Source organism: Paenibacillus periandrae (assembly GCF_022458865.1).
Taxonomy (GTDB): Bacteria; Bacillota; Bacilli; order Paenibacillales; family NBRC-103111; genus Paenibacillus_S; species Paenibacillus_S periandrae.
In genome coordinates, this window is record NZ_JAJNMU010000004.1 from 138,687 (window position 1) to 151,470 (window position 12,784).

General features: G+C 46.5%; 11 protein-coding genes. 2 read left to right on the forward strand and 9 right to left on the reverse strand.

Annotated features, from left to right (window positions below; all coding sequences use genetic code 11):
• Positions 1–37 precede the first annotated feature (37 nt).
• From LRL21_RS07815 to LRL21_RS07845, 7 genes are all read right to left on the reverse strand, one after another.
• Positions 38–1,462, reverse strand: coding sequence for a response regulator transcription factor (locus LRL21_RS07815; protein WP_240415214.1), 1,425 nt, complete (start codon positions 1,460–1,462; stop codon positions 38–40).
• The gene (locus LRL21_RS07820) at positions 1,455–3,209 is read right to left on the reverse strand and encodes a sensor histidine kinase (protein ID WP_240415215.1); all 1,755 of its coding nucleotides are present in this window, start codon (positions 3,207–3,209) and stop codon (positions 1,455–1,457) included. The genes LRL21_RS07815 and LRL21_RS07820 overlap by 8 nt, the downstream gene beginning before the upstream one ends.
• Before the next feature lie 222 nt (positions 3,210–3,431).
• Positions 3,432–4,190: an ABC transporter ATP-binding protein gene (locus LRL21_RS07825; protein WP_240415216.1), complete on the reverse strand. Its 759-nt coding sequence runs from the start codon at positions 4,188–4,190 to the stop codon at positions 3,432–3,434.
• Positions 4,191–4,230: 40 nt separating this feature from the next.
• On the reverse strand, positions 4,231–5,013 hold the full coding sequence (locus LRL21_RS07830; protein ID WP_240415217.1) for an ABC transporter ATP-binding protein: 783 nt from the start codon (positions 5,011–5,013) through the stop codon (positions 4,231–4,233).
• Positions 5,014–5,032: 19 nt separating this feature from the next.
• Positions 5,033–5,854, reverse strand: coding sequence for an ABC transporter permease (locus LRL21_RS07835; RefSeq protein WP_240415218.1), 822 nt, complete (start codon positions 5,852–5,854; stop codon positions 5,033–5,035).
• Positions 5,842–6,789, reverse strand: a complete 948-nt coding sequence (locus tag LRL21_RS07840; RefSeq protein WP_240415219.1) for an ABC transporter permease — start codon at positions 6,787–6,789, stop codon at positions 5,842–5,844. Before LRL21_RS07840 ends, LRL21_RS07835 begins: the two co-directional genes overlap by 13 nt.
• Positions 6,790–8,409 (reverse strand): ABC transporter substrate-binding protein, encoded by a 1,620-nt coding sequence (locus LRL21_RS07845; protein WP_240415220.1) that lies wholly within the window; start codon positions 8,407–8,409, stop codon positions 6,790–6,792.
• A gap of 232 nt (positions 8,410–8,641) precedes the next feature.
• On the opposite strand from LRL21_RS07845, the gene LRL21_RS07850 reads away from it, so the two are divergent.
• A complete protein-coding gene (locus LRL21_RS07850; protein ID WP_240415221.1) occupies positions 8,642–9,406 on the forward strand; it encodes a class I SAM-dependent methyltransferase in 765 nt (254 codons plus the stop codon).
• A 65-nt stretch (positions 9,407–9,471) separates the two neighbouring features.
• On the opposite strand, the gene LRL21_RS07855 is transcribed toward LRL21_RS07850, so the two are convergent.
• On the reverse strand, positions 9,472–10,920 hold the full coding sequence (locus LRL21_RS07855; protein WP_240415222.1) for a sensor histidine kinase: 1,449 nt from the start codon (positions 10,918–10,920) through the stop codon (positions 9,472–9,474).
• Positions 10,898–11,632 carry a response regulator transcription factor gene (locus LRL21_RS07860; protein WP_240415223.1) on the reverse strand — a complete coding sequence of 245 codons (735 nt, stop codon included), beginning with the start codon at positions 11,630–11,632 and terminating at the stop codon, positions 10,898–10,900. Before LRL21_RS07860 ends, LRL21_RS07855 begins: the two co-directional genes overlap by 23 nt.
• A 158-nt stretch (positions 11,633–11,790) precedes the next feature.
• Between LRL21_RS07860 and LRL21_RS07865 the strand changes: the two genes are divergently transcribed.
• Positions 11,791–12,483, forward strand: coding sequence for a hypothetical protein (locus LRL21_RS07865; protein ID WP_240415224.1), 693 nt, complete (start codon positions 11,791–11,793; stop codon positions 12,481–12,483).
• The last annotated feature ends 301 nt before the right edge of the window (positions 12,484–12,784 follow it).

The window sequence follows — 12,784 nt, forward strand, 5'->3', positions numbered from 1 at the left end:
TAACATAGACTCCACGTCCACACTTTGTGAACGAAATTCAACCCTCATCGAACCATTTTCCCTTTCGGGCCATTCGATACTCGGTTGGCAGCAGACCTGTTTTATCACGAAATACTCTGCTAAAATATTTATCGTCGCTAAAGCCGACAGCTGCTGCTATTTCGTAAACCGCCTTGTCACTGGATTCCAGCAGCCTCTTGGCTTCGTCTACCCGCAGGGCACGTAAGTAGTCGCCAAATGAGTCCCCGACCAGCTTCTTGAAGCATTGGCTGAAATAACTGCGGCTCATATTTACTTCCTTGGCAATTGCCTCTTGAGTCAGCTCACTTCCCAGATTATCACGCATCAATTGAATGGAACGGATCAAGCAAGTCATCACTTCCGCCGTCACGGACAGCTCGTAGGTTTTCAGCTGTGTATAAGCAGACAGCTCAGCCGTCCAGCTTCTCCACTCATACCAGTACTGATTTTTCTTGATCGCCGCGATGAGCTGTGGAGCGTTCTTGTGCCAGTGAAAAAGCGGCTCCCAATCGGTTAATAACTGCTGCATGGACAGACGCAGCTGATTGAAGTCAGGGTGTACAGCTTCGGTCTCCTCCAGCAGCCGCTCCCATTCGGATTTATTCAAAGCCCACCTCAGATGTACCCAGTTCGTTAAGCAGGACTCTACAGCATGAGTCCGATTGCTTCCATACCGCCGCTCCAGATCGGCCAAGGTTGTTCGCATCAAGCTTGTTCCGGGTCTGGCCGTGTAGAAAACTCTGTTGTGCAAGGCCTGCGCGAGCAATCCGGACACGTTCTGAATCGATCGTCCTTCCAGACCTGTTAGGTACATCCCCTGCCATCGACGCAGCGCCATGCCTTCCACTGTTTTCACTAGCTCATCATAGGAATACGACTGGCGGAGCGGCAAAGACCACAAATCCGGCGCAATCTCGATAATCCGGTTCTTACGGATAAAGGGCTGCTGAAGCAGCTCGGAACCAGGAGGCACCTCATCCAATGAGCAAAATACAATGGCGGCATGCTCTGTATAAATTTGGGGATGAACCTCTGCCTGCCGATCCAGATGGTATTTCTCCTCGGTATGAATCCGCTCTACAATCCGGTCGATGGTTTGCTCCAGATTGTCCATGTCCAGCAACGTTTTGACCAAATAATCGATAGCTCCAAGCCTCAGCGCATCCTGAATGAAATTAAATTCGTGGTGGCACGTAAGGACGACCGTCCATATTCGGCGGGGCAGCAGATTCACCTGCTGAATCAGCTCGAAGCCCGACATGCCCGGCATCGTAATATCAGTAATCAGCAAATCGATATCCTGAGTTTTCAGCATGTCCAAAGCCGTCTTGCCGTCCGCCGCTTCCCCTATAATATCAATCCCGCGGGCTGACCAATCCAGCATCGAAATAAAGCCTTTGCGCACCAGTCTCTCATCATCTACGACTATCGCTTTAATCATCAAAATCCTCCTTAGACTTAATCGGAATGTCGATCCGGATTACCGTGCCTTTATCGACTACACTGTCGATCGACATCCTGCTCGCATCGCCGTAATATCGTTTAATGAGACGGCTCACATACTGCAAGCCGATCCCCAACCCTCTTTTTAAATTCTCATTGCTTTCAGCCAGCAGCTTGCGGAGCGTCTCATCGTCCATGCCCTGACCATTATCTGTTACTTTCAATAGGAGCCCGTCCGTATCATTCTTATGAATCGAAACTTCAATATAATTATTTCTTTCACCATTGCCATGATAAATTGCATTTTCCACCAATGGCTGAAGCAGGAACCTTGGCATCGCTACATGGCTGACATCTGAATCCACCTGCAGCCGCAAATCAAATTCGTAATCATAACGAATACGCTGCAGCTCTATATAGTTGTTCAGTGCATCGACCTCCTCCTGCACCGTGACAATCATGCTTTGCTTACCGAGATTGTAATGCAGCACCTTGACCAGCAGCGTGACCAAGCGATCAATCTCTTTTTGGCCATTCATTCTGGCCAGCCATTGGACTGTGTTCAGTGTATTATGCAAAAAATGCGGGTTGATCTGGGTTAACAGCTTCTCGACCTCCAGGCGGCTTTTTTCCCTGCCACTCTCCTCAATTTCGGCAATCAGCACATTGATCTTCTGCTTCATTTCCTGAAAATTAATTAAGAGGTGGTCGAATTCCTCGACTCTAGTGAACTGAACGGGAGCGCTGCGGTTCTCCGCCATATAAATAATTTCCTTATTCAGCTTTTTCATCGGCTTGTACACCGTTCTCCAAATAATGAGCGCAAGCAGCAGCGCAAACAAGGTAGTCGCTACGACAAGCAGTGCAATCTTGGTCAGCCACGCATAAATTTCATTATTGAAGGCCGTTTTCTTGACGGCAATAACGAGCTGCCAGCCCTGCTCACTCATCGTATGAAACAAAATATAGCCCTTGTATTCGCTCTCATTATCTATCGCCTGCAGGATAGGCACACTGTCAGCTTCTGTGAACCCCTTTTCATTTTCCATGTAGGTAACCTCCCCCCGCGCATTGATCAATAGGTGGGAAACCTCGATACCATAAGTTTCATTATTTAAAATTTTGCGAAATAAATTGTAATTCGTTTCCAGATACACATATAATTCGAGATTTTCCTTCGTTTCCAGCCTGCGGAGCGAGGAGAAGACAATATTATCGCTGCTCTTGTACATCGTTTTGTGCGGTCCGTAATATACGGCACCCTGGTATTCGGTAAAATGAGGAAGCGTTGAGATGGCTCGGCTCGAATCCACCTGTAAATTCTCAAACTTGTACGGCTGATCGGAACGAGGATCATAATAGAACATCATTCCCAGATTCAAATTTGTATAGCTGATCATATTGATCTTGTCTTTAATGCTTGCCCCAATGTTCGCTTTGTCATAAAAATCGCCTTGCGTAGAATACAACTGTACATCATTAACAATTTTTCCATCTATTGCAAGTTGTTTGGAGGCAAAGTCCAGATTATTCAGGACATTCTCAAGACCAATTCGTTCTTGCTTAAGGGTAGAATAAATCCCATTTTTGATTTTATTTTCAAGAATCGAATAAATACTTCCATAAGTAATAACCGTCAACAGCAGCATAGGCATCAGGCAGGCTATAAGCAAATAAATAACCAGGCTTCGTTTGAGTGATTTGGAGGTTAAACGTGCCAGTACATGTCCTGCCTTTATCATCATATCCTTCCCTCCCATCATCTTTAATCTTATTGGACTAAAGTCCCCTTTCTATAATGGTTATCGTAGTGGTAGTTTTTTTAAATGTCAACGATAAAACCATTTAAGCCTAAAACCCGTGTAAATAAACAAAAAACAGCTATCATCGGATAAGTATCCGTTATGACAGCTGTCTACAATTGGTGAATCGGCTAACCGATGCGATGCTCTACAATAATCGATATATCAATGGTTCCAATGACGCCCAAGCAGCTTAACCGCACCCAGAAGCGATGCTGTGTACGGATGTTGGCTGGAATTCAGACAAGCTGATTGTATAAGCTCCACCATCCGCCCGTCTTTCATGACCAGTACATCCTCACACAAGCTGGGAACGAGCGAAAGATCATGAGTGATAAATAATAGTGATAATTGCTGTTCCGCTTGCAAGGACCGCAACAATTCGATGATGGTATGCTGATGAATCACATCGAGATTGGATACGATTTCGTCACACACGAGCAGCGTTGGCCTCACAATTAAAGCTTTGGCGATACAAGCCCGTTGATATTGCCCACCGCTTAAATGACTCGGAACCGAGCTTAACAAACGCTGTGGTAGTCCGACCTTGGCTGCGTATTCGTGCACAAGCTCCTTTCTATCGCTGTTCCTGAGCTTGGTCAAATGACACAAAGGCTCCTCTATACTTTGGAAAATCGTCATACGGGGATCTAGTGAGGCCGCTGTGTTTTGGAATACAAACTGGATCTGCTGATACCAGCTTTTAAATTCAGCAGTTTTTCTCTCCGGTGCGGGCACCCCATTGAACATAATTCGTCCCGATGTCGGACGCTCCAGTGCCATAATGATTCGGGCCAGTGTGGACTTTCCGCTCCCGCTCTCACCGACAACCGCCAGAGAACGACCTGTTTGCAAGGTGAAATGAATATCTTCAAGAATCGACTTAAACGCGATCCGCTTGCTTATATGCTGGATGTGTAGCATGACTTATAAGACCTTCTCCTTTGGTTCCTCTTATACAGCCTTAGGTTATCATGAATTTCGAACGATACTCCCACAGGGTTCGGGTGTACGCTTGCCGAGGGTGCTTTATGGCATCCTGTGCGTTTCCTTGTTCGATAATAGTCCCTTGAACCATCACCGCAATGGTATCTGCGATATAGTTGGCGATTAGCAGATCATGCGTAACGAGAAGCAGGCTCATCTCCCTCTCGGCAGTCAGCCCTCGCAGCAGAGTGAGAATGTCCGCCTGTGTGGTCACATCAAGAGCACTTGTCGGTTCATCAGCAATCAACAGCTCCGGTCCAAGCAGCAGGGCCATCGCGATCATCACCCGTTGATTCATACCTCCACTTAATTGATGAGGATAACGTTTCATTACTGTATCCGCTGGCTTTAAACCAACCTTGTCCAGCATCCGACAGGCTTGTCGTTCGGCCTCAAGCTTTGTAATCGAAATATGACTTCTCAGCAGATCAACCAGCTGCCGACCGATTGGAATAGCGGGATGCAGCGCTTGTTCCGGGTGTTGAAAGATGATCCCGATATGCTTGCCTCGAATCTGCTGCCACTCTCTGCGGGTAAATGGAACGGTATTCGTACCTTTAAATAATAGCTCTCCCGAGAGATGAAGCTGATTCGGGAGCATGCCCAGCATCGCTTTGAGTGTTAAGGTTTTCCCGCTGCCGCTTTCGCCAATCAGACAAAACGTCTTGCCTGTATGTAAAGAAAAGCTAATGTCCGACACCAGCGTTTGATGATCCTGACTTGTAATGGACAGCTTTTTCACTTCAGCTATAACCGCCATCTGCAGCCTCCTTTGTCGTCTACTTCAGTTTGAACCGCTTCCGCAGCATTTCACCGCATAGTTGGAATGCACAGGCTGTCAGAAAAATAACGAAGCCTGGGAAAAATCCCATCCAGGGTGCAATCTGCAAATAATTTTTCCCATCCAGCAGCATTGCTCCCCACTCGGGTGAAGGAGGCTGAGCTCCGATACCAAGAAAGGACAGACCGGATAAGGTCAGAATGACCCGGCTTACATCGAGAATCAACATCGTCAGCACCTGCGGACCGATATTGGGCAGCACATGGCGGATGATGGTCACAAGACCAAAGGAGCCGCTTACCCGGCTGGACAGGATGTAGGCTTCTTTTTTCACATCGTGAACCAAACCGCGGATCAACCGTACATACTTCGCCCACCAGGACAAAATAATAGCCAAGTATACGTTCTCGATGCCAAAACCCAAAAAGCCGACAATCACAATTGTAAGCAGCAGATTCGGTAAAGCGACAAAAATGTCCGTAATACTCATCAACAGCATATCCAGCCTGTTTCCGAAATAGCCGCTTAGCGTCCCCATCAATAAGCTGATCACGATAACGATGCCTAATATGACAAACACCGGAAACACAGATTGACTAATACCCGCAAGCAATCGGCTGTATATATCCCGTCCCAAATAATCGGTGCCAAACAAATGCTCAAGACTCGGTGCTTGCAGCTTGGCGTTATAATTCGTTGCATAGGGATCATACGGGGACAGCCACGGTGCCCATATGCCAACGGCTATTAACAGAAAGATAAATAGGATAGCTGCTGAACCTATTTTATGATTCGAAACAAATAAGCTCAGTTTTCCCACCTCTGTTTTTCTAATTGAATTCGCGGGTCAGCCCAATAATAGCAAAGGTCGGTGAAAAAATTTAAAATAAAGATGGCAGTCGCCAGCAGCAGGGTACAGCCTTGAATGACCGGGAAATCCCGACGGTATATCATATCCAGCATATAGGTGCCGATTCCCGGAAAGCTGAACATATTTTCTATGATGATCGCCGCACCAAAAAAACTGGGAAAGCTGCTCCCGATTATCGTAATAATCGGCACCAGCATCGAACGAAATAAATAGGATGGATACAAAATCCGCCTTTTCAAGCCACGGGCAGCAGCAGCTTCTATATAAAAAGCCCGTTTATATTCCAGCGTCAGGGAGCGAATCATACGGATAAAATAGACGCTTTCGATGATGCTGATTGCCGTCACAGGAAGCACATAATGGCGTAACGACCCGCTGCCCACAATGGGAAACAGCTTCCACATGACACCAAAACCAAACATCAGCAGAATGGCCAGCCAGTACAATGGAATCGACAATCCCAGAACGGTGCTTGCATAAGTTACCCGATCCAGCAGTGAGTGTTCGCGCAGTCCGATATGAATGCCGAGCGGAACCGAAATGAACAGGGTCACAACGAAGGAGCTGAGCATTAGACGCATTGTCGGTTCCAGACGCGTAACGATCTCCTCGGTAACCGGGATACTTGATATATAGGAATTGCCAAGGTTGCCCTGTATCAGCTCATACAGCCATCTGAAATATTGAACGGCAAAGGATTGGTCCAGCCCCCACTTTTGCTGTAAGGCTGCAATTAATGCCCTGTCAGGGGCAGCCCCAAGGTCCTGCAGGAACAGTGCGGCCGGATCTCCTGGAGCCATACGCATGAGCGTAAATACAAACAGGGTAAACAAAAGCAGAGTGAGAATCAGCACAACGAACCGATTCAACAGATAGCGGGTCATTTATTTTCCCTCAATTTGCAGCTTATGCCATTGGACAGGATCATCTTCAATCGTACCGAAGGAGAAACCGGTGATTTTGCTGCTATGTATAAAGGTCTGCTTCATGTAAAATATCGGGACGGTCATCGCTTCGTCGTGAATACGGGCAAAGATTTGATCAAACACAGGCTGCTGCTTCGCTTTCACATGAGTTTTGGCTATGCTGTCCAGATAACCGTTTAAGAGGTCATCCTGATAAGCAACGGCTGGCACCTTGTCTGTGTTATAAAATAGCGATGACAGGAATCGATAAGGTAATTGGGCATCCGTATAAGTTCGATAAATCATCAGATCGTATTCCTTGGTCTTCCAGAGCGTGTTATAGTAAGCGGCTCTCTCCTGATTGAGAACTTCTACCTGTATGCCGATTTGTTTCATATTGTCTTGAAAAATCTCGGCCATCTCTTTCCATTCCGGATATTCGGTCGTTTGAATGACCAGCTTAAGCTGAATCGGTTTGCCATTCTTTTCATATAGCTTCTTGCTGGCGTTCCATCGGTAGCCCGATGCTTCGAGCAGCTGCTTGGCTTTATCGGGATGATATCCATATGCGGGCTGATTGCTGTCCGTGACAAAGGCGACATTTTTCTGAAATAAACCTCTGACCTCAGCGCCCTTTCCATTCATCATTTTGCTTGTATCGGTTCCGTAATTGATCGCTTGGCGAATGTTTTTATCTGCGAGAAACTCATTTTTTTGATTGATGACAAGGAAATAAGACATTGTACTGCTATTGGTTTCGATTTTGAAATTCTTGTTGTTCTCGAACAACGGGATGTTTTCAAGCGGCAGGTTGCCCATCTCACCACCAGCCAAATCAACCTCACCATTTTGCAGCGCCAGCACCCGAGCCTGCGGGTCTGTAATGACCTTTAGAACTAGCGAGTATGGCGATGGCTTATCCCTCCAGTAATACGGGTTGGCAACCAAGACCGTTTCGGTTCCTTTTTTGTAGCTGCCTACTTGCCATGGACCTGTGCCGATAGCCTTCTTGAACTCACCCTCAATAGCGCCCCGGGGACTTACAGCATCTGGACTCATGATCCGGAAGGGACGGGCTTGGCTCAGCTCCAGCAAGGTTTGGGGAGCGGTCTCCTTAAAGGTGAGTATGGCCGTATATTTGTCCGGTGTTTCGATCTTGGCCAGTTTCTGTGAAATTTCCAATGGCGCATTCGCCTCCTGCTTGACGGCACGCTCTAAGGAGAATTTGACTGCTTCGGAAGTCAATTCATTACCATCCGAAAATTTCACATTTCTCCTCAAATGAAAGCTGTACGTCAAACCATCCTCAGCTATATCCCAGGATTCCGCAAGACTTGGCGATAGCTCACCCTTCCCCTGATAATCCAGTAACGCATCATATACAGAGGCATGTGCGTGTCTGGTGCCATTATAGGTGGCCGCATCCAGCTTGTCTCCCATGGAATCCTGCGTAGTGGCGATAGTAATCGTTGTGGGGCTTTCAGCTTGTACGTCTGCTGCCTTGGGACCAGCTATCTGGGAATTCGAGTTATCCGAGCAGCCTGATAACGCCATAATAACCATAAATGTGAAGAGCATGATGTTAAATCGTGTATACATGTGTACGCCTCCTATTATTTCTTGCCTTTATTATTAATCGTAAATAATACAATTAGCAAGTTATTTTTTTAGAGAGCGATTACATGCCATGATTCGTTATGAGCCAAATCGAAGGTGACTACTATACCTAATATTAACGTTTGACAGTAATTATTACAATTAGTATAATGATCACCATTCGCAAGCATTTATGAACAAAGCTTTTTCAATCATCGCAAAGGAGGCAATATGTATGACTACAGCCAGTGAACAGCAGCTAACCAAAGAGCACCGTGCCTATTGGGATAAGGGGGCGGATATTTATGACGGTATTATACATAACGAGTTTACGAACGGGGCGTACGAAAAATGGGAGCTTATCATTAGCCGACTGCTTAAGGATAAAAAGGGGCTGAAGGTGCTAGATGTGGGTACCGGACCGTGCTTTTTCGGCATACTCTTATCGCGTTTAGGCCATGATGTGACAGCCATCGATTCTTCACCGGAAATGATTGCGAAAGCAAAGAAAAATGCGGCACACTTTGGATGTCCTGTTCAGATCATTGAAACGGATATTTTTGAATTTGATCCTGTTGAGTCGTTCGATCTGATTATTTCCCGTAATGTGACGTGGTTTTTGACGAATCCAGTCAGAGCTTATCGGAATTGGCATTCCTGGCTGAATGAAGGCGGGGATGTGATCATTTTTGACGGGAATTGGAATCTGTTTTTGACCGATCCCAAAGAAGCCTACCTTCAAAAACTGGCTCAGCAGGAGGCTGTTGAACAGGGTTATATTCCTTATCGTACGGAGGATGAAATTGCCGAAGGTCATGATTTTGCCTTGGCTCTGCCGCTCAGCTATGTAAAAAGGCCAATGTGGGATGTGGATATGCTGAAGCATATCGGCTTTACGCAGGTTCAGGTTTGGCAGGGCTTCGATGCAGATATTCTGAGCCATGCCGAGCAGGTGCTGAATCAGCATAAGCCTATGTTTGCTATCACCGCAACCAAGTAATACAGATAACTATGATGACAAAAAGATCGCCAGCCTCCTGTAAAAGGGGATGGCGATCTATGAAGTCAGGCCGCGGAAGGAAAATCGAGCGTGAACACAGCCCCGCCCTCTTTACGATTACGAGCCTTGATAAGACCGCCGCAGCGCTCAACGATGGCGCGGGAGATAGCCAAGCCAAGTCCATTCTCCCCTCCCTTGCCTTTCACAAAGCGATGAAACAAATAGGGAAGCAGGTCCTCCGGTATTCCTGATCCATCATCGATAATGGAAATTTCAACCCTGTCCTGATAAATCCGGGCATGAATGCAGATATGTTTGCTCGCATACCTCGTCGCGTTCGCAACCACATTTAACAGTGCCTGCAGCAGCTTATCCCGATCAGCGGTAATCGCCATTGTATCCTGCTTGTCTTCACCGTACACGATTTCCATACTTAATCCCTTTTGGACCAGCAGCGGCGTGATCCGTTCAATCGTTTCCGTCAGCATATCCTGCACGCTAACCTTTGCCGACTGGAAAATATTTTCTTCGCTATCCAGCTTCGCCAGCAGCGTCATTTCGGTGATAATGTTTTTTAGCCTGCCGCTCTCACTGAGGATAATGTCCAATCCTTTTTGCACGCTTTCCCCTTCAAATATACCGTCACGGATACCTTCCGCATATCCTGATATGGACATTAGTGGAGTTTTGAGCTCATGTGATGCATTCTGGAAAAATTGCTTCTGTACCCGGTTGTATCTATTCAGTTCTTCAGCCAGATCATATACAGTATGGGCAACGACACCGATCTCCCCACCGGCATGGATCAACTGAACCTCAGAAAATCGGCGTTCCTTCACTTTTTTTAATTCCTCTCGCAATCTCATCAACGGTTTAATCAGTTTCTTGGTAATAAATAAGCTGAGCAGGAACATCAATATGCCTCCAACCCCTAATACGATGAGCAGCCTTCCAAACAGCGCCTGTTCAATAGCTGTAATTTTACTAACTGGTGTAATGAGAGTCAATGTACCTTGGGGAATAGCGTTGACTGTGGCTATGAAGCGTGTGTCTCTCCCTTCCCATATATTTTGCAGGCTTGAAACGTTCGCAGTTTCCTGCAGAGTAATATCAACTGTAGTGGCAGCTCTCGTTAAGCTCAACGGGCTAACCGCATTAACTGCTTTGAACCCTGTAATCGAGGTAGACGAAGCAGCCGGGAGTGTGCCGGACACAATATTTCCCATATTATCTGTGATGATAGCATCAACGCCTACTATGGGGACAGCAGCTATGGCAGCAGTGCTACCCGAGAATATCCTCGGAACCATGTTAACTTCTGACGCACCTTCGGTCATCTGGTATGCTTCTTGCTCCAGTGTCTCTTGCATTTTCCAACCCACTGCATGCATATCATCTTTTTGTGCGCCTATAAAATGGTCCAGCAGTACAAAATGAATACTGATCGCAGTAACCGTTAGCACAAGAACAAGCAATATCCCGAAAGCGAGATTAATTTGATGAACCAGCTTCATATTTCAACTCTCCTCCATCCGTTCTCAGGCGATAGCCATGTCCCCATACCGACTCGACTGGCAATTGACCGATTTTTTTGCGTAGGCGTTTGATCAAATGATCCACGGCTCGCTCGCTTCCAAAATAATCGTCTCCCCACACCATGGTTAGCAGCTCGTCTCGTGTAAAAGCGCGATTCGGATGCTCGACTAATGCTTTAAGCAGCTCAAATTCCTTCAGCGTCATTTCCACTTCTTCCCCCTGCCAAAACACGCGTCTTTCTTCCAGCATCAGCTGCAGCTGGCCGACTATGATCTTTGGCAGCTCTGCAGGATTTTTACTGGCTTCATCAGCGTTTTTCAGCTTGTTTCCCCGTTGAAGCTGCCTTTTGACGCGGGCTACCAGTTCACGCGGACTAAAGGGCTTGACCAAATAATCGTCGCTCCCCAGCTCCAAACCGAGAATGATATCGACTTCAGTGTCACGAGCGGAAATCATAATGATCGGCACCTCGGCTTCATTGCGAATCTTTCTGCAAAATTCGTAGCCGTTCATCCCGGGAAGCATAATATCCAGCACCCACATATCCGGAGGGTTTGTTCTCCATAGGTCCCACGCCGCCTCCGCCGTTTCCAATCCAATGGTTTGGTAGTTTTCCTTTTGCAAATAGGCTTCAACAAGATTACGTATATGAAGATCATCGTCTACAACGGCAATCAGATAGCTGTTCAATAATATGACCTCCTATTAAGTCTCTTCTACATTATAACCAAGACTTCGATGGATAGGGGAGAATGCCATTGTTTTTCCACAATTTAACCAATCTTCTGCCACACCTGAACTCTAAACTAGAACTTGTAAGACAAAAACAAACCAAGGAGTGTTGAATCTTGAATCACAAACTGATCGTTAAAAAAATTGCCCTGTCCACCCTGCTGCTGTCCGTTGCTGCCAGTTCTGCCTATGCGAGTGAATCCAGTCAGACCACGACAAGCCCATCCCAAACATTGACATCATCAACCCAATTTCAGGCTGTTACTGCTACTACTGCCGTTAAGCGTACTGATCCTGTGGAGCTGGCTGCAACCTATGCGCCGGATACGGTGAATGATTGGAAAAACACTTTAACTCAATACCATGAAGCTATTCAGAAAAAATTCGGAGCCGTACTCAGACAGGCTACCCCTCTGGATAGCACAGGGACAAACTTAAATATCAGTTTTGCTCGAGTAATGGACCCGACCGATACGAAGGAGATCGCAGATGGCCAGTTCACAAAAGTTCTGACTCAAGGCGAGCTTACGAATCCAACAGCCAGCACTGATATCAAGGCCGGGGTAGCCTTAGCTGTTGCTGCTATTCCTGCTCTTCCAGCTGATGCAGAGACATTCACTCTCACCTCTGCCGAAGCCAAGAACACTGGAAGTGGCGCTACTATTTCTTTAGATAACCCTTTGTTTAAAGGTGAGATGGAACTGCAAAAGGCTGCTGAATCGAAGGATGCCCAAGTGATTACAAAATCCCTGGCCAAGCTATTGGTTCTTTACAAGGATCAAATTGCGGAATGGGGAGCTAAACAATAATTATTAAATAGAAGAATTGCCCATGAGCATTAGTTATTATGTGCTTATGGGCACATTACGGTTTAAGAAGCTAAGCAGACACGTCAAAACGGTTAAACGGACCAAACCGTATAGGGTTCGGGCATCACATTAACTTCGATGATATTCAAATGGAGCACGCTTTTTATCCGGGGTTTGTGAAATCCAATCTCGCGAGGAACGCGCCTTGGTATTTGAGGGTCGCTGTACCTCTCATGAACGCACGTGTCAAAGCAGAATGCTTTGTCAAGAACGGAGTGATATCGAGCAAAGGCCATCCCAC

Bases quoted from the DNA above. Each gene is read 5' to 3' on its own strand.
- LRL21_RS07815 (WP_240415214.1), bottom strand. From the start codon at position 1,462: ATGATTAAAGCGATAGTCGTAGATGATGAGAGACTGGTGCGCAAAGGC.
- LRL21_RS07820 (WP_240415215.1), bottom strand. From the start codon at position 3,209: ATGATGATAAAGGCAGGACATGTACTGGCACGTTTAACCTCCAAATCA.
- LRL21_RS07850 (WP_240415221.1), top strand. From the start codon at position 8,642: ATGACTACAGCCAGTGAACAGCAGCTAACCAAAGAGCACCGTGCCTAT.
- LRL21_RS07840 (WP_240415219.1), bottom strand. From the start codon at position 6,789: ATGACCCGCTATCTGTTGAATCGGTTCGTTGTGCTGATTCTCACTCTG.
- LRL21_RS07830 (WP_240415217.1), bottom strand. From the start codon at position 5,013: ATGGCGGTTATAGCTGAAGTGAAAAAGCTGTCCATTACAAGTCAGGAT.
- LRL21_RS07825 (WP_240415216.1), bottom strand. From the start codon at position 4,190: ATGCTACACATCCAGCATATAAGCAAGCGGATCGCGTTTAAGTCGATT.
- LRL21_RS07855 (WP_240415222.1), bottom strand. From the start codon at position 10,920: ATGAAGCTGGTTCATCAAATTAATCTCGCTTTCGGGATATTGCTTGTT.
- LRL21_RS07845 (WP_240415220.1), bottom strand. From the start codon at position 8,409: ATGTATACACGATTTAACATCATGCTCTTCACATTTATGGTTATTATG.